Annotated in this window: 15 protein-coding genes; 13 read left to right on the top strand and 2 right to left on the bottom strand. The window is 68.4% G+C overall.

What is annotated here, in order from left to right; translation table 11 throughout:
- The first annotated feature begins 7 nt into the window (after positions 1-7).
- From EY822_RS04810 to EY822_RS04795, 4 genes are all read left to right on the top strand, one after another.
- Positions 8-988, top strand: a complete 981-nt coding sequence (locus tag EY822_RS04810) for an ABC transporter permease (protein WP_150307232.1) — start codon at positions 8-10, stop codon at positions 986-988.
- Positions 985-1854 carry an ABC transporter ATP-binding protein gene (locus EY822_RS04805; RefSeq protein WP_150307231.1) on the top strand — a complete coding sequence of 290 codons (870 nt, stop codon included), beginning with the start codon at positions 985-987 and terminating at the stop codon, positions 1852-1854. Before EY822_RS04810 ends, EY822_RS04805 begins: the two co-directional genes overlap by 4 nt.
- Complete coding sequence (locus EY822_RS04800) at positions 1851-2783, top strand: ABC transporter ATP-binding protein (protein ID WP_150307230.1); 933 nt, start codon at positions 1851-1853, stop codon at positions 2781-2783. The genes EY822_RS04805 and EY822_RS04800 overlap by 4 nt, the downstream gene beginning before the upstream one ends.
- Positions 2784-2890: 107 nt before the next feature.
- Positions 2891-3940 carry a lipoate--protein ligase family protein gene (locus EY822_RS04795; RefSeq protein ID WP_150307229.1) on the top strand — a complete coding sequence of 350 codons (1050 nt, stop codon included), beginning with the start codon at positions 2891-2893 and terminating at the stop codon, positions 3938-3940.
- Between the two features lie 354 nt (positions 3941-4294).
- Here EY822_RS04795 and EY822_RS04790 read toward each other — a convergent pair whose 3' ends face one another.
- Positions 4295-4576, bottom strand: a complete 282-nt coding sequence (locus EY822_RS04790) for a GNAT family N-acetyltransferase (protein ID WP_150307228.1) — start codon at positions 4574-4576, stop codon at positions 4295-4297.
- A gap of 116 nt (positions 4577-4692) precedes the next feature.
- Between EY822_RS04790 and EY822_RS04785 the strand changes: the two genes are divergently transcribed.
- The 8 genes from EY822_RS04785 (at position 4693) to EY822_RS04750 (ending at position 13956) form a co-directional block, all read left to right on the top strand.
- Positions 4693-5718, top strand: a complete 1026-nt coding sequence (locus EY822_RS04785) for a LacI family DNA-binding transcriptional regulator (RefSeq protein WP_150307227.1) — start codon at positions 4693-4695, stop codon at positions 5716-5718.
- 292 nt (positions 5719-6010) lie between these two features.
- The gene (locus tag EY822_RS04780; protein WP_150307226.1) at positions 6011-7354 is read left to right on the top strand and encodes an ABC transporter substrate-binding protein; all 1344 of its coding nucleotides are present in this window, start codon (positions 6011-6013) and stop codon (positions 7352-7354) included.
- A 120-nt stretch (positions 7355-7474) separates the two neighbouring features.
- Entirely contained in the window at positions 7475-8389 is a 915-nt protein-coding gene (locus EY822_RS04775; RefSeq protein WP_150307225.1) for a carbohydrate ABC transporter permease, read from the top strand.
- Positions 8390-8399: 10 nt separating this feature from the next.
- Positions 8400-9350, top strand: coding sequence for a carbohydrate ABC transporter permease (locus EY822_RS04770; RefSeq protein WP_227497035.1), 951 nt, complete (start codon positions 8400-8402; stop codon positions 9348-9350).
- Between the two features lie 3 nt (positions 9351-9353).
- Positions 9354-10676, top strand: coding sequence for an arabinan endo-1,5-alpha-L-arabinosidase (locus EY822_RS04765; protein WP_227497034.1), 1323 nt, complete (start codon positions 9354-9356; stop codon positions 10674-10676).
- A gap of 2 nt (positions 10677-10678) precedes the next feature.
- Positions 10679-11392, top strand: a complete 714-nt coding sequence (locus tag EY822_RS04760; RefSeq protein ID WP_150307224.1) for a YesL family protein — start codon at positions 10679-10681, stop codon at positions 11390-11392.
- A 66-nt stretch (positions 11393-11458) separates the two neighbouring features.
- The gene (arfA, locus tag EY822_RS04755) at positions 11459-12964 is read left to right on the top strand and encodes an arabinosylfuranosidase ArfA (protein ID WP_150307223.1); all 1506 of its coding nucleotides are present in this window, start codon (positions 11459-11461) and stop codon (positions 12962-12964) included.
- The gene (locus EY822_RS04750; protein WP_150307222.1) at positions 12961-13956 is read left to right on the top strand and encodes an arabinan endo-1,5-alpha-L-arabinosidase; all 996 of its coding nucleotides are present in this window, start codon (positions 12961-12963) and stop codon (positions 13954-13956) included. Before arfA ends, EY822_RS04750 begins: the two co-directional genes overlap by 4 nt.
- A 63-nt stretch (positions 13957-14019) precedes the next feature.
- Here the strand turns inward: EY822_RS04750 and EY822_RS04745 are convergent, their stop codons facing one another.
- A complete protein-coding gene (locus tag EY822_RS04745; protein ID WP_150307221.1) occupies positions 14020-15456 on the bottom strand; it encodes a GH1 family beta-glucosidase in 1437 nt (478 codons plus the stop codon).
- Between the two features lie 221 nt (positions 15457-15677).
- On the opposite strand from EY822_RS04745, the gene EY822_RS04740 reads away from it, so the two are divergent.
- Complete coding sequence (locus EY822_RS04740) at positions 15678-16652, top strand: amidase domain-containing protein (protein ID WP_227497033.1); 975 nt, start codon at positions 15678-15680, stop codon at positions 16650-16652.
- Positions 16653-17039 lie beyond the last annotated feature (387 nt).

Genomic DNA, 17039 nt, shown 5'->3' with positions numbered 1-17039 from the left:
ACACGCCATGACGAATCTCACCCCCACCACCGAACCCACCGTCGCCGACAACAGCGCCGGACTCGTCGAGTCCCGCCGCGAGACCGGTGCCAAGCCCCGCGGCGGCTTGCGCCAGCTGCTGCCCACCATGACGCCCGCGCTGGTGATCGGCTTCAGCATCGTCACCGCCATCACGCTCTTCGGCATCTTCGGACCGATGTTCGTGCAGGACCCCAGCACGGTGCGCAACATCGGCATGACGCCGCCGTCGGGCGACCACGTGCTCGGCACCACCCAGACCGGGCAGGACGTGCTGGCGCAGCTGGCCTACGCCACGCGCGGCTCGCTGCAGATCGGCCTCATCGTCGGTGTGCTCGCCACGCTGCTGTCCGCCTTCTTCGGCATCCTGGGCGCCTACCTCGGCGGATTCGCCGACGAAGCGTTCTCGCTCTTCTCGAACGTGATGCTCGTCATCCCCGGCCTCCCGCTCGTGATCGTGATCTCGGGCTTCGTGCCGCAGGAGCAGCGCGGACTCTGGACCATCGCCGTGGTGCTCGCCATCACCGGCTGGGCGGCTTCCGCCCGCGTGCTCCGGGCGCAGACGCTGTCGCTGCGCAACCGCGACTACGTGGCCGCCGCCCGGGTGGCGGGCGAGCGCTCCTGGCGCGTCATCGCGGTCGAGATCCTGCCGAACCTGCTGCCGGTGATCGCCTCGCAGTTCGTGTTCGCCGTCATCTTCGCCATTCTCAGCGAGGCAGGCCTCGCCTTCCTCGGCCTCGGTGCGTCGAACTCGACCACCCTCGGCACCATGCTGTTCTACGCGCAGAACGGCTTCGCGCTGCAGTTGAAGGCATGGTGGTGGTTCGTGCCGCCTGGCCTCATCATCGCCCTCTTCGGCTGCGGTCTGTCGCTGATCAACTTCAGCATCGACGAGATCATCAACCCCAAGCTCCGCAACGTGCGCGCACACGCGAAGCTCACCCGCGCCCGAGGAAAGGCCGCGAAATGACCCTGACCGGAACCCGACCGGTACTCACGGTCGACAACCTCTCCGTCGTCTACGACGTCGACAAGCCGGTGACCGCGGTGAAGAACGTGAGTCTCACCCTGTCGCCGGGCGAGATCCTCGGCCTCGCCGGTGAGTCGGGCTGCGGCAAGACCACGCTGGCCTACGCGATCAACCGTCTGCACAAGCCGCCCGCACGCATCGACACCGGGTCGGTCACCTTCCACGACTCGGACGGGACGGACTCCGACCTCCTCGCCCTCGGCGACGAGCAGCTCCGGGCCTTCCGCTGGTCGAAGCTGTCGATGGTGTTCCAGGGCGCCATGAACGCCCTGAATCCCGTCATCTCCATCCACGCCCAGCTCGACGACGTGCTGAAGACGCACCGGCCCGGAATGTCGAAGGCCGACCGCCGCCGGCTGTGCGCCGACGTGCTGGAGCGCGTCGGGGTGGACTCGAAGCGCCTGTCGAGCTTCCCGCACGAACTCTCCGGCGGGATGCGCCAGCGCGTGATGATCGCGATGGCGCTCATCCTCGAGCCGCAGGTGATGATCATGGACGAGCCGACCACGGCGCTCGACGTGGTCGTGCAGCGGGACATCCTGCGGGAGATCCTCCGCCTCCGCGACGAACTCAACTTCGCCGTGATCTTCATCACGCACGACCTGCCACTGCTGCTCGAGATCAGCGACCGCATCGCGATCATGCTGCGCGGCGAGATCGTAGAGCTCGCATCGAGCGAACGGATCTACCGGGAGCCCGAGCACGCCTATACGAAGAAGCTGCTCGGCTCGTTCCCGAGCCTGACCGGCGAGCGCGGCGACTTCATCCGCACGGGTGACCACGCGCTGAGGGGAGAGAGCAAGTGACCAGCGTTGAAGTGACCGACCTCACCAAGGAGTTCCGGATCGGGCACGGGCTGAAGCGCAGCACGCTGCGCGCCGTGGACCGCGTCTCCTTCGACCTGCTGCCCGGCCGTACGGTGGCGCTCGTGGGGGAGTCGGGTTCCGGCAAGTCGACGATCGCACGCATGCTCGCCAAGCTCGAGCGGCCCACGTCCGGCTCCATCACGGTGACCCTCGACGACAAGACGCCGGTGGGCGGCTCGGTGTATCGGCGCCACGTGCAAATGGTGTTCCAGGACCCGTTCGCGTCGCTCAACCCCTTCCACAGCATCGAGCACCACATCGCCCGGCCGTTGCGCATCCACGATCGCACGCGCGGTGCCGCGGCGACCCACGAGGCAGTCGTGCACATGCTCGAGCGCGTGAACCTCGAGCCCGCCGCTGACATCGCCGCCCGGCGCCCGCACGAGCTCTCCGGCGGGCAGCGCCAGCGCGTGGCCATCGCGCGGGCGCTCGCACCCGGTGCGCAGGTGCTCATCGCCGACGAGCCGGTGTCGATGCTCGACGTGTCGATCCGTCTCGGCGTGCTGAACCTGATGGCGCGCCTGCAGCGCGAGGACAACCTCGCCGTGCTGTACATCACGCACGACCTCGCCACCGCGCGGCACTTCTCCGACGAGATCCTCGTGCTCTACCGCGGTCGCGTGGTGGAGCGGGGACCGTCGGACGCCGTGATCCTCAACCCGCAGCACGACTACACCAAGCTGCTCGCGGCATCCGCACCCGACCCGGAGCGTGTGGGCAAGCTCACCTCCGTCGCCGCCCCCGACCGCAGCAAGATCGACAACAGCGTGAGCTTCAACCACTACACGGGGGAGTGGTCGTCCCTCGACGATGCCGCCGTGGGTGCTTCGTCCGGTCCTGCCGCCTCCGTCGCGACCCCGGTGCGCTGACCGCGACCCGGTGCCTTTCCTTCGCGACCCGGTGCCGTTCTTCCGTGGGACGGTGCCGGGTCCGTGGCGCTCGTTCGCGGCGCATCCGCCGCGGTTAGGCTGGCGCCATGCATGGTGAGTACAAGGTCCCGGGCGGCAAGCTCGTCGTCGTCGACCTGGAGGTCGTGGACGATCGGATAGCGGAGTTCCGGCTCGCCGGCGACTTCTTCCTCGAGCCCGACGAGGCCCTGGTGGCGATCAACGCCGCGGTGAACGGGCTGCCGGCCAGCGCGGATGCGAAGACGATCAGCGCTGCCGTGACCCGCGCCCTCCCCGAGGGTGCCGTGCTGCTCGGTTTCTCCGCCGATGCGGTCGCGGTGGCGGTGCGTCGCTCGCTCGCTCGCGCCACTGCCTGGCGCGACTACGACTGGCAGATCATCCACGACCGCGCCTATCCGCCGGTGCAGCAGATGGCGCTCGACGAGGTGCTCGCCGACGAAGTCGGCGCCGGGCGACGCGCACCGACCCTGCGCATCTGGGAGTGGAACGACCCCGCGGTGGTGATCGGCAGCTTCCAGTCGCTCCGCAACGAGGTCGACGCCGAGAACGCGGCCAAGTACGGGTTCGACGTGGTGCGCCGCATCAGCGGTGGCGGGGCGATGTTCATGGAGGCCGGGTCGGTCATCACGTACTCGATCTACGCCCCCGTCGACCTCGTGCAGGGCATGACCTTCGCCGACTCCTACGCCTACCTCGACGAGTGGGTCATCCTGGCGCTGCGGGAGATCGGCATCGACGCGTTCTACCAGCCGCTCAACGACATCACGAGCGCCAAGGGCAAGATCGGCGGGGCGGCGCAGAAGCGCCTTGGCAACGGTGCCATCGTGCACCACGCCACCATGAGCTACGACATGGACGGCGAGAAGATGGTGCAGGTGCTGCGCATCGGTCGCGAGAAGATCAGCGACAAGGGCATCACGAGTGCGGCGAAGCGGGTCGACCCGCTGCGCAGCCAGACCGGCCTCAGCCGGGCCGAGATCATCGACCGCATGAAGGCCACCTTCACCGGCCTCTACGGTGCGACCCCGGGCGAGATCACGCCGGACGAGCTTGCGCGGAGCGAGCGGCTCGTCGCCGACAAGTTTTCCACCCGCGAGTGGATCGCCCGCGTCCCCTGACCCCTACGGTCCCTGAGCCCGTCGAAGGGACGCACCGCGGTCTACGAGCGTCACCCCACGGTCCCTGAGCCCGTCGAACGGACGCGCCGGAGGGACGCGTCGCGCCGCATCCCACCGCCGCGGTTTCGCTCACCCGCTACCCATCCGCTCTTCCGCGCCGCCCCTTTCGTCAATCGCCGCTGTTGATTCGCGGGCGATTGAGTGAAACGGCGGCGCATGCGGTGCCGCGCACGCCGCATCCGTGGTGCGCATATCTCCACGGTCCCTTCGACAAGCTCAGGGACCGTGGAGATATGCGCACGCACGCGCTAGCTCGGGGACCGTGCGCGCGCACACACGGCCGCACCGCCGCGCCTACGCGGCGAGGAGGTCCTGGTAGTCGGGGTGCTCGCGGAGCCACCGCGCCACGAACGGGCACACCGGATCCACCCGCAGGCCCGACTCGCGCACGTCATCGAGGGCGCCGCGGACGAGCTCGCCGCCGAGCCCTCCGTTCCGGCGAGACGGGTGCACCTCGGTGTGCGTCATAATGACGATGTCATCCCGAAGCTGGTAGTCGATCAGTCCGGTGTGTTCCCCGTCCACCAGCAGCATGTAACGGCTCCCGGCCGGTTCGTGCGTCACCTCTGTTGCCATGTCGATCCTTCCGGTGGCATCACCATACGCTTGTTCTGTAGCCTGCGACTTTCCCCGCGTGCTGCGTTGTACGTTCGGTCGCGTGTTTCCCGCCCGCGGCGAGACAGGAGAGACCCATGGCAGCGACACTGCACGACGTCGCCGCGCTGGCCGGCGTCTCGATCAAAACCGTGTCCAACGTCGTGCACGACTACCAGCACGTGCGCGCCTCGACCCGCGAGCGGGTGCAGCGGGCCATCGTCGAACTGGACTACAAGCCCAACATCACCGCCCGGAGCCTCAGGTCCGGCCGCACGGGCGTCATCGGGCTCGCACTGCCGGAGCTCAGCCTCAGCTACTTCGCCGAGCTGGCGGATGCCGTCATCCAGGCCGCCGAGCGCCAGTCTCTCGTCGTGCTCATCGAGCAGACCGGTCGCGGCGACCGGGAGCGCGAGATCGCCATGCTCACCAATCCGCGGCTGCAGCTGACCGATGGACTGATCTTCTCCCCCCTGGGGATGAGCCAGGACGACGTCGACCGGTTGAACGTGCGCTACCCGCTCGTGGTTCTCGGTGAGCGCATCTTCGGCGGACCGGTCGATCACGTGACCATGAGGAACGAGGAAGCCGCTCAGGCGGCCACCGAGCACCTGATCCGCACGGGCCGTCGGCGGATAGCGGTGATCGGCGCCCATGAGGGCGAGGTCATCGGATCGGCGGCGCTCCGCCTCGAGGGCTACCACCGTGCGCTCGACGCGGCCGGCATACCGCGGAGCGAGGAGCTCGTCGGGTACGTCATCGAATGGCACCGGCTCAACGGCGCCGAGGCGATGCGGCGGATGATCGCGGCGGGCGTCGAGTTCGACGCGGTCTTCGGCCTCAACGACACTCTCGCCCTCGGCGCCATGCGCGCCCTGCAGGAGGCGGGGCTGCGCGTGCCGCAGGATGTGGCCGTCATCGGCTTCGACGACCTGGACGAGGCCCGCTACTCGCTTCCGACTCTCTCCACCGTCGACCCGGGCAGGGTCGAGATCGCCGAGACCGCCGTGCGCGTGCTCGCCGAGCGGATCACCGCCGGCGCGACCTCCACGCCGCCCGCTGATCCCCGCGCCTACCTCACCGATTTCAGCGTCATCGGCCGGGAGTCCACCGCCTCCGTCTGATCGATCGGGCCGACTCCTCCGCTCCGCTCGTCGCCGCGACGCGACCGGAGCCGACCCAACCGCATCGTCCGTCGGTCCCGAGTGACCGTCCGACCTGGCACCTCGATGATCCGGCCCGGCACTCGGTTCGAACATCACGAATTTGCAACGTTGGAAAAACTTCCGGTTTCAACTTGACCGCGCCTCCGACGCCGTGTAATTCTAACGTTGTAAATCCACAGGCCAAGGATGCCCGAAGCGTTAGTGCGCGGCTCCGGCCTTTTCACGCACTGCCTATCGGAAGGACCACGTGATGACGAAGTCACGTCTCACCGCCGCGACCGTAGCCATGGTTGCTACGGCCGGACTCTTGCTCACCGGATGCGCCGGAGGCGCCGCGGGCGCCGGCGACAGCGGCGAGAAGAAGCTCACATTCATGTTCCGCGGGGGGCCCGACGAGCAGAAGGCCTACGAGAAGGCCGTCGGCGAGTTCGAAGAGGCGAACGGCGTGGACGTCAACATCATCGTTACGACCGCCGATCAGTACCCGACCAAGCTGAAGGCCGCGATCGCCGGCCGCCAGATCCCCGACGTGTTCTACATCGGCCCGGGCGACCTGCAGGCGTACGTCAAGAACGGCATCGTCAAGGACATCACCGAGTACGTCGAGGGCTCGGACACCATCGACCTCGACAACATCTGGGACCACGGCGTCGACAGCTACCGCTTCGACGGCGAGCTCATCGGCCAGGGCGCCATCTACGCGCTGCCGAAGGACGTCGGACCCTTCTCGTTCGGCTACAACAAGACCATGTTCGAGGCCGCGGGCATCCCGCTGCCCGACGTGGACGAGCCCTACACGCTCGAGGAGTTCGTCGACGTCGCGAAGCAGCTCACGAAGGACACCAACGGCGACGGCACCCTCGACCAGTGGGGTACCGGCCTCAACGTGCAGTGGAACCTGCAGCCGTTCGTGTGGGGCAACGGCGCGGACTGGCTGAACGAGGACCGCACCAAGGTCACCGTCGACACCCCCGAGTTCGCCGAGGCGCTCCAGTGGTTCGCCGACCTGCAGAACGTGCACGGCGTGACCCCGTCGGTGGGCGAGGCGCAGACCCTCGACACCTACCAGCGCTGGATGAAGGGCGAGATCGGCTTCTTCCCGGTGGCGCCGTGGGACCTCTCCACCTACGAGAAGCTCGACTTCGAGTGGGACACCATCCCCTACCCCGCCGGGGTGAGCGGTGAGACCAGCGCCTGGATCGGCACGCTCGGCATCGCCGTCTCCAACAGCACCAAGCACCCGGATGAGGCCGTGAAGCTCGTCGAGTACCTCACCGCCAACGAGGAGGCGCAGCAGACCCTCGTCGACGCCGGCATCCAGATCCCGAACCTCAAGGACATGGCCGAGACCTGGGCAGCCGACACGAGCACGATGCCCGCGAACAAGCAGGAGTTCCTGCAGATCGTCACCGACTACGGTCGCGGCCTGCCGGGCGGCAACACCTACAACGGCGAGTGGTACGACGAGTTCTTCACGAACATCCAGCCCGTGATCGACGGCAAGATGACGGCCGCCGACTACCTGGCGGAGGTGCAGCCGAAGATGCAGGCGTTCCTCGACTCGGCGAACCAGCAGGCCGGCATCGGCGGCTAGTTCCCCTCCGGGACCACTCCGGATGCCGCGCCCGCGTTCACGTTCACGCGCGAGCGCGGCATCCGCTCCCCGCACCCCGGTGCACCCCGCGTCTCCCTATCCCAGCGAGGAACCGCCCGCATGACCACGACCACCCGCCGCCCCACGCTGCAGCGCTCGACGCTGCACCGCACGGAGCACCGCGCCGCTCTCGCCTTCGTGGCGATCCCGGTGCTCGGCTTCCTGATCTTCACGCTCTACCCCCTGCTCTACTCGGTGTACGCGTCATTCACGAGCTGGAACGGCCTCTCGGCGCCGATCTTCGTGGGCATCGACAACTACATCGCCATGGCGAACGACCCGTACTTCCTGCAGTCGATGTGGAACACGCTGTTCATGATGCTCGGCATCCCGATCGGCCTCGTCATCTCGCTGGTGCTCGCTCTCGCGCTCAACCGCAAGATGCGCGCAACCACCTTCTTCCGCACCGTGTACTACCTGCCGGTGATCTCCTCGATCGCCGCGGTGGCCATCCTCTGGCAGTGGGCGTACAACGGCGACTTCGGACTCATCAACCAGACCCTCGCCTTCGTCGGCATCGACGGGCCAAACTGGCTGCAGAACACCGCGACCGTGAAGCCGGCTCTGATGATCATGGCCATCTGGAAGGGCCTCGGTTACTCGATGCTGCTCTACCTGGCGGCGCTGCAGTCGGTGCCGCGCCACCTCTACGAGGCGGCGGCGCTCGACGGTGCGGGCACGATCCAGCAGTTCCGCAACATCACGCTGCCCATGGTGCGCCCCGTCACCTTCTTCCTCGTGGTCACGAGCGTGATCGGCGGCTCGCAGATCTTCGTCGAGGTCAACATCATGACCCCGACCGGCGGCCCCGAGTTCTCGTCCGCCACCATCGTTTGGTACATCTGGCAGAAGGCCTTCGACAACCTGCAGATGGGCTACGCCTCATCGATGTCGATCGTGCTCGGGCTGCTCGTGTTCCTCATCACCTTCATCCAGTTCCGGCTGAACCGCCGTAACCAGTTCTCCATCGAGTAGGGCCGCCATCGTGACGACTTCACCAGTAATGCCGCCCCCGCCGCTGCACACCCGCGGCGCCACCCCCGGCGAGCCGATCACCAAAGGCTCGCAGGGCAAGACGGTCCGGAGCAATCCGCTGTCCCGCAAGGGGCGGTACGCCATCGGCAACGCGCTCGTGACGGCGCTCCTCTCCATCGGGGCTGTCGCGATGATCGCGCCGCTGCTGTGGACCTTCTCCACCTCGCTGAAGACCCGCGACGGGGTCTTCGCGCTTCCGCCGCAGTGGTTCCCGGACCCGATCGTGTGGGAGAACTACGTGCGGGTGTGGACGGCCGGTCCGCTCCTCAGCGGTATCCAGAACAGCCTCATCGTGGCGTGCTCGGTCACCATCGTGGGATCGCTGGCGTCGGCGCTCGCGGCCTTCGCCTTCGCCAAGATGCGGATGCCGTTCAAGAACGTGCTGTTCCTCAGCCTGCTCGCCGGACTGATGATCCCGTTCCCCACGCTGATGATCCCGCAGTTCATGTTCTTCGCGAGCATCGGCTGGATCGACACCCTGCTGCCCCTCATCATCCCGGGCATCTTCGGCAACATCATCATGATCTTCTTCCTGCGGCAGTACCTGGCGACCGTGCCCGACTCCATCGTCGAGGCGGCGAAGATCGACGGTGCGTCGTACCTGCAGATCTTCTTCCGGCTGATCCTGCCGGTGATCAAGCCGGCCCTCGCCGCGCAGTTCATCCTCTGGTTCATGGCCGTGTGGAACGACTACCTCGCGCCGATCATCTACCTGAACTCGCCCGACCGGCAGACGCTGCAGCTCGTGATCGCGAACTTCAACGCGCAGTACGCGATTCAGACGGACTACCCTCTCATCATGGCGGCCTCCTTCATCGCGCTGCTGCCGGTGCTCATCGTCTTCATCGTCTTCCAGCGTCAGATCATCGAGTCGGTCGCGCTGACCGGGGCGAAGGGCTGAGCCGTGACCCTCGAATCGACTGAGGTCGACGGCGCCTCCGCGACGCCGGCCGACCCCTCCACCTGGGGGGCGAGGCACGCGCACGACCCCACCGTCGTGCGCGGGGACGACGGCATCTGGTACATGTTCTCGACCGACTCGGGGCCCGATCGCGACACCATGCCGACCGGCGTGCACGTGCGCACGTCGACCGACCTCGTCACGTGGACCTTCGCCGGTACTGCGCTGCCGGGCGTCCCCCGGCCCGCCGCCGACTGGGCGAACGCCCGGATGCTGTGGGCCCCCGAGGTCATGCGCTGGCCGGGCGCGGACCCGCGGTGGCACATGTACTACTCGGCGTCGACCTTCGGGTCGCGCACGTCGGCCATCGGGCTCGCCGTGGCGTCGGACCTCGCCGGGCCCTGGGAGGACCGCGGCATCGTCGTGGCCACCCGCACCGATGAGGACACGCAGAACGCCATCGACGCCAATATAACGTTCGACCGGGACGGCGCGCCGTGGCTCACCTACGGGTCGTTCTTCTCCGGCATCTACACGCTGCCGCTCCGCCGCGACAGCGGGGAACCCCTCGAGCCCGGGGACCACGGCACGGTGATCGCCCGGCGGCCCCGCTCCGTCGACGGGGCGATCGAGGGCGCATTCGTGCTCCACCGCCGGCAGGAGGACCGCTTCGTGCTGTTCGCCTCCTACGACTCGCTCTTCTCCACGTACAACGTGCGGGTGGCGGTGGCCGACGCCATCACGGGACCGTATCGCGATGCCAACGGTCGCGACATGGCGGATCTCGGATCCGCGCCGCACGCCATCGGCACGAAGGTGCTCGGCAGCTACCGCTTCGACGGTGACACCGGCTGGCTCGCACCCGGCCACAACTCCATCCTCGTCGAGCCGACCGACACGGGCGACGAGTACTTCATGGTGCATCACGTGCGCGTGGAGGGGAATCCGACCGAGCACACGGCCCACGTGCGCCGCGTGTTCTTCACGGCCGCGGGGTGGCCGGTCGTCTCGCCGCAGCCCTTCGCCGGACGGGACAGCGAGGCGCTCCCCGCCACCGAGCCGCTCGACGGCACCTGGCGCGTGGTGCGGTTCGATCCCGAGTCGTCGGAGCTCGTACCCGCGCGACCGGTGCACCTCGAGTCGCCGGCCGGAGAGCCCGGCCGCCGCTTCGGAACCGCGGCCGAGCAGGCGCGCATCCGGGTCGACGGCGTCGACCTCGATGCCGTGGTCTTCGGCAGTGCGGATGCGTCGCGCGGTCGGGCGGCCTTATCATTCAGCGGGATGGGTTCGGACGGCGTCGTCTGGTTCGGCACGAAGGGGGACTGAGCGTGAACGACTCCGAGGGAGGCTGGGCGGGCCGACTCATGCTGTGGCTGCGCTTCGCCATGTCGCTGGTGGTGCTCAACCTGCTGTTCATCGCGGGCACGCTGGTGGGTTTCGTTCTCCTCGGTGCGTTCCCCGCAGCGGTGGCGACCACCACGCTGCTCGCCCGGCTCCGCGCCGGGGATCCGATCGACTCGATTCCTCGCGAGTTCGTCGCGCTGTACCGGGGGCAGTTCTGGCACCTGAACCGCGTCGCCGTGCCGTTCTGGCTGGCCGGGGCCCTCCTCGCTCTCGATGCCGGAGCGTTCGCGATCCTGGCGGCCGACCCCGCCACCGCGTCGTCACCGATGCGGGCCGTGCTGGGTGGGCTCTTCCTCGCGGCCGCCGTCGTCACGGTGCTCGCGGCGGCCAGCGCGGTGACGGTGTGTTCGCGCTACCGGGACACCGTTCGCGGCACGTGGCGGTATGCCCTCGTCCTGCCGCTCGTGTCACCGGCGATGAGCGCGGCCCTGCTGGTGTGCCTCGCGGCAACCGCGATCGCCCTTATGGCGTTCGGCGTGCTCGTGCCCCTCGTCGGTGCCTCGCTCCCGCTTCTCCTCGCCGGGTGGATCGTCGACTACCGGCTCGCCGCGCTCGACCCCACGCATCCCTCCCGTCCGACCACCGACGCCACGGCGCCCGCTCGCGCGAGCGCCCGTCCCGCAACCTCCGCGGCCTGACCGGTCCGCGGCCCGTGAACCACCACGACGGCGAACTTCGCCGCACAATATAAGGGAGCTATACCCGTGACCAGTGCACGCATCGTGATCGACCGCTCGGCGGTCGTCGCCCCCATCAATCGCCGGATCTTCGGCTCGTTCGTGGAGCACCTGGGTCGGTGCGTGTACGACGGCATCTACGAGCCCGGACACCCCACCGCCAATGAGGACGGCTTCCGGCTCGACGTGGTCGAGCTCGTCAAGGAGCTCGGCTCCAGCACCATCCGCTACCCCGGTGGAAACTTCGTCTCCGGCTACCGCTGGGAGGACAGCGTCGGTCCGCGCGAGCAGCGTCCGGTGCGCCGCGACCTGGCCTGGCACGCCCTCGAGTCCAACCAGGTGGGCCTCGACGAGTTCGCCCGTTGGTGCAAGCTCACCAATTCCGAACTGATGATGGCGGTGAACCTCGGCACGCGCGGCATCGAGGCCGCCCTCGACGTGCTCGAGTACGCCAACCACCCGTCGGGCACCGCGCTCAGCGACCTGCGCATCGCCAACGGCACCGAGGAACCCCACAACATCCGCATGTGGTGCCTCGGCAACGAGATGGACGGACCGTGGCAGACCGGGTACATGACCCCGGAGGACTACGGCAAGATCGCCGCGCGCACCGCGCAGGCGATGAAGGCCGCCGACAAGGACCTCGAGCTCGTGGCTTGCGGCTCGTCGAGCTCGTCCATGCCGACCTTCGGCGACTGGGAGCGCATCGTGCTCGAGACGGCCTACGAGCACGTGGACTACATCTCGTGCCACGCCTACTACCAGGAGCGCAAGGGCGACCTCGACTCCTACCTCGCATCGTCGCTCAACATGGAGTACTTCATCCAGACCGTCGTCGCCACGGCCGACCACGTGAAGCACAAGCTGCACAGCGACAAGACGATCAACCTGTCGTTCGACGAGTGGAACATCTGGTACCTCGACGAGCACCAGGCCTCCGACGAGGTCAACGAGGAGTGGCGCTTCGCCCCCCGTCAGCTCGAGGACGTGTACTCGGTCGCCGACGCCGTGGTGCTCGGCAACCTGATGATCACTCTGCTGAAGAACCACGACCGGGTGGCCTCCGCGTCCCTCGCTCAGCTGGTCAACGTGATCGCCCCGATCATGACCGAGCCCGGCGGAGAGGCATGGCGCCAGACCACGTTCTTCCCGTTCTCCGTCACCTCGCGCCTCGCGCGCGGCGAGGTGCTGCGCCCCCGCATCGACGTCGGCACCTACCAGACCGCCGTGTACGGCAGCGCGCCGCTGGTGGATGCGGTTGCCACGGCGGACTCCGAGTCGGGCGCCTCCGCGGTGTTCCTCGTGAACCGCAGCCAGACCGAGTCGATCGAGGTCTCGATCGACGTGACCGAGCTGAACGCCACCTCGATCGGCGAGGCCGTCTCGCTGCACGACGACGACGTGTACGCGAAGAACACCCTGCAGGACCAGAACCGAGTGGGCCTGAAGTCGCTCGACGGAGCGACGCTGGAGGACGGCGTGCTGACCGTGACGCTTCCGCCGGTGTCGTGGTCCGCACTCGCCCTGGCGTGAGTGCCGTCCGGCGAGGGGCGCGGGCTGCGCTCCTCGCCGGGTGCCTGGCGCTTCTCGCCGGGTGCGCTCCTGCCGTCGAGCCCGGCCCGCTCGAGGTGACCGGCGACCTCGCCACGCATGACCCCGCACTCGTCGCCGGCGGGGAGGGCGAGCCCTGGTTCGTCTACTCCACCGGCAACGGGCAGGTCGCCGACGGGAGCATCCAGGTTCGCCGGTCCGACGACGGCGGGGAGGAGTGGACCTACGCGGGCGAGGTGTGGGGCGAGAAGCCGGACTGGCTCGCCGAGGCGGTTCCCGGGGTGGACAACCTCTGGGCGCCCGAGCTGTACGAGCATGACGGCACCTGGTACCTCTATTACTCCGCGTCCACTTTCGGCAGCAACACCTCGGTGATCGCGCTCGCCACGAACACCACCCTCGACCCCGACGACCCCGGTTACGAATGGGTCGATCAGGGACCGGTGATCACCTCGGAGGGCGACGACTTCAACGCCATCGATCCCGGGATCGTCGAGGATGCCGACGGCACGCCCTGGCTCAGCCTCGGGTCGTTCTGGAGCGGCCTCCGCATGGTCGAACTGGAGTGGCCGAGCGGGTTGCGGGCCGACGACGCGGAGCCTCTGCGTCTCGCCGACCGTGGGTTTCCGCCGAACGCGATCGAGGCGCCCTACATCCTCGCGAGGGACGGGTACTTCTACCTCTTCTTCTCGCGGGATGCGTGCTGCCGCGGCGTCGACAGCACGTACAACATCGCGGTCGGTCGGTCACCGGAGGTGGGCGGACCCTACGTCGACGCGAGCGGTGTCCCGCTTCTCGAGGATGGCGGCACCCCGGTGCTCGTCACCGACGGCACGCGGATCGGGCCAGGCGGTCAGTCCGTGTCCGATGGAGTGCTGGCGTTCCACTACTACGACGCCGACCTCGCCGGCGGGTTCCAGTTGGGGCTCACGCGGCTGGACTGGGAAGACGGCTGGCCGGTCGCATCCTGGTAGCAGTACGCGTCCGCAGCATCGTCGTCCTGCGTACAACGCGCGACAGCACCATCGCCGTCCGGGTCACAGCGCCCGGGCGGCGATGATGCGGCGGTACTCGAGCGCGCTCTCCTTGAGGGTGCGCTCCTGCGTGGGATAGTCCACCCGCACCAGGCCGAACCGCTTGGCGTACCCCCACGCCCATTCGAAGTTGTCCATCAGCGACCAGTAGAAGTACCCCTTCACATCCACGCCGCCGTCGATCGCATCGAGGATGGCGGCGAGGTGCAGCCGCAGGAACTCCACCCGGTCGGAGTCGTGCACCCGTCCGTCCTCGGTGACCACGTCGTTGTAGGCGGCGCCGTTCTCGGTCACGTAGAGCGCCACCCCGGCGGGTCCCGCGTACTCGTCCTTCACCCGGTGCAGGAGACGGGTGAGTCCCTCCGGCTGCACCTCCCAGTCCATCGCGGTGACGGGGAGCCCGCGCGGATGCCAGTACACGCCGTCGGCGGCCGGGAAGGGCGACCGCTTCGGCCGCTCCGACGGAGCCGCCGTCGACATCTGCTGCGCCTTGGGCGGGCGGGAGCTCACCGCTTCGCCGTGGTAGTAGTTCACGCCGAGCACGTCGATCGGACTCGCGATCAGCTGCAGGTCGCCGTCCCGCACGTGCCGCTCGAAGCCGTAGGCGTCGACATCCGCCAGTACGTCGGCGGGGTACGAGCCGCGGAAGATCGGGTCGAGGAAGAAACGGTTGAACTGTCCGTCGATGCGGCGTGCGGCATCCAGGTCGCCCTCGCTGTCGGCATCCACCGGGTCGGCGACGGTGAGATTCAGAGTGACGCCCAGTTCCAGGGATGCGTCCCGGCTGCGGAGCTCGGCGATGGTGAGCCCGTGCGCGAGCAGCAGGTGGTGCGCCGCGGCCAATCCGGTGGCCGGGTCCTGGATGCCCGGCGCGTGCTCGCCGCCGATGTAGCTGAGGAACGACGCGCACCACGGCTCGTTCAGCGTGGTCCAGGCGTCCACCCGGTCGCCGAGCACGTCGTGCACGGTCGCCGCATAATCGGTGAACCGATACGCGGTGTCCCGGTGCGCCCACCCGCCCTTCTCCTGCAGCGCCTGGGGGAGGTCCCAGTGGTAGAGGGTGAGCCACGGCTTGATGTTCTTCTCGAGCAGCTCGTCGACCAGCCGGGAGTAGAAGTCGAGGCCCTTCTTGTTCACGGAGCCGCCATCCGGGCGCACGCGCGACCACGAGGTGGAGAAGCGGTACGTCTGCAGGCCGAGGTCGGCCATCATCGCCACGTCCTGCCGGTACCGGTGGTAGTGGTCGCAGGCGACCTCGCCGTTCTCGCCCCGCACGACGGCGCCGGGCACGCGGCTGAAGGCATCCCAGATCGAGTCGGTGCGCCCGTCCTCGTGCGCCGCGCCCTCGATCTGGTAAGCCGCTGTCGCGACCCCGAACAGGAAGTCATCGGGGAACGCGCCCGTTCGGGCACTCGACGTGGTTTCGAACTGCTGTGACATGCCTGGGCTGCTCCCTCGCACTGGTCAGGATGTGGGCCGCGCCCGCTCCGACGGGGGAACGGACGACGATACCGTCGAGGGTATCGCGGGCGGCGTCGCCTCCGGCCTGGGTGCACCTTCTGCAGCGCGCGCACCCTCCGTGATGCGCAGGCTCCGTGGCGCGCGGAGGTGCGTCGGCTACGATGGCGGGGTTCGACACCCTGATTCGGAAGGTCGGTGGAATGCCGGTTCGACGCAATCCGCTTCTCGCACTCACCTCGTTGGGGACGATGGCGCTGCTCGTGGTGGGCTGCAGCTCGCCCGCACCGGACGCGGATGCCGGCGGTGTCGCTGCACCGGAGTCGGCTTCCAGCAACGCGGATGCCGCGCAGGCCGACACGGCCGACACCGACACCGACGCAGGAGACGCCGCCCAGGGTGACCCCGTGCAGGCGGAGACCGCCGCCGCGCTCGCCGCGACCGCCATCAGCCCTGCCGAGCTCCCGGTCAGCGGGGGAGCGCGCGTCACCATCGAGGGAACCGGCCTCGCCGACGCGACCGTGGTCACCTTCAACGGCGTGCCCGGCACCGAACTCGCGGTCGAGTCCGACGAGCGCGTGACGGTCGTCTCGCCCCGCAGCCCGAACTTCCAGCCCGCCGCGGCCGACATCCAGGTGGTGACCGACGGTGCCTCCGCGCCGGTAGCAGCGCCGGCCAGCTACACCGTGCAGACCCCCGTCGACCGGCAGATGAGGTACGCCCTCGCGCACTGGAACAACTACAATCTCGCGGCCTACGGCGACATGAACCCCATCGGCGGCGACTGCGTCAACTTCGTGAGTCAGACGCTCATCGAGCGGGGCTGGGAGATGACCGAGGAGTGGCACAACCGCTCGGGCGGTGCCGAGTGGACCTCGGCCTGGATCCATGTGCCCACCTTCGACCGCTGGCTGCGGGCCAACGCCGACACCCTGGGCATCACCCCGCTCAGCATCGAGCAGCGCGATCAGGTGAAGGTGGGCGACATCGTCGTCTTCGACTGGAACCTCAACGACTCCCTGGACCACACGCAGATCGTCTCCGCGGTCGAGGTCGTGGATGGGAAGCAGCGCATCCTCATGGTGGGTCACAACCTCGACCACGACTTCCGCGACTTCGACAACACCATCACCGTGGAGCACCCCAACGCCTATGCGGCGTTCTGGAGCGTTCCCTAGCGCCTGCGGCGGCCGCGTCTGCGGCACGAGTCCGTACGGTCCCTGAGCTCGTCGAAGGGACGCTCGCCGTGTTCGGCGACCGTGTCTCGAGGACGCGCCCGTACGGTCCCTGAGCTCGTCGAAGGGACGCTCGCCGTGTTCGGCGACCGTGTCTCGAGGACGCGCCCGTACGGTCCCTGAGCTCATCGAAGGGACGCGACCGGCGTGCGTACCGTCCCTTCGACAGGCTCAGGGACCGTGTCTCGGGGACGCGACTGGCGTGCGTGCCGTCCCTTCGACAGGCTCAGGGACCGTGTTTCGGGGACGCGCAGGTATGGTCCCTGAGCTCGTCGAAGGGACGCTCGCCGTGTTCGGCGACCGTGTCTCCAGGACGCGCCCGTACGGTCC

The organism is Planctomonas psychrotolerans, assembly GCF_008642235.1.
In the GTDB taxonomy this organism is placed as follows: Bacteria; Actinomycetota; Actinomycetes; order Actinomycetales; family Microbacteriaceae; genus Planctomonas; species Planctomonas psychrotolerans.
Note: the sequence above shows the minus strand (reverse complement) of the source record. Positions and strands in the feature narration are given on the sequence as shown.

What these genes read in the sequence shown, in the direction of transcription:
- EY822_RS04785 (WP_150307227.1), top strand. Translation starts at nt 4,693, where the DNA reads ATGGCAGCGACACTGCACGACGTCGCCGCGCTGGCCGGCGTCTCGATC.
- EY822_RS04740 (WP_227497033.1), top strand. Translation starts at nt 15,678, where the DNA reads ATGCCGGTTCGACGCAATCCGCTTCTCGCACTCACCTCGTTGGGGACG.
- EY822_RS04775 (WP_150307225.1), top strand. Translation starts at nt 7,475, where the DNA reads ATGACCACGACCACCCGCCGCCCCACGCTGCAGCGCTCGACGCTGCAC.
- EY822_RS04745 (WP_150307221.1), bottom strand. Translation starts at nt 15,456, where the DNA reads ATGTCACAGCAGTTCGAAACCACGTCGAGTGCCCGAACGGGCGCGTTC.
- EY822_RS04790 (WP_150307228.1), bottom strand. Translation starts at nt 4,576, where the DNA reads ATGGCAACAGAGGTGACGCACGAACCGGCCGGGAGCCGTTACATGCTG.
- EY822_RS04795 (WP_150307229.1), top strand. Translation starts at nt 2,891, where the DNA reads ATGCATGGTGAGTACAAGGTCCCGGGCGGCAAGCTCGTCGTCGTCGAC.
- EY822_RS04805 (WP_150307231.1), top strand. Translation starts at nt 985, where the DNA reads ATGACCCTGACCGGAACCCGACCGGTACTCACGGTCGACAACCTCTCC.
- EY822_RS04810 (WP_150307232.1), top strand. Translation starts at nt 8, where the DNA reads ATGACGAATCTCACCCCCACCACCGAACCCACCGTCGCCGACAACAGC.
- EY822_RS04780 (WP_150307226.1), top strand. Translation starts at nt 6,011, where the DNA reads ATGACGAAGTCACGTCTCACCGCCGCGACCGTAGCCATGGTTGCTACG.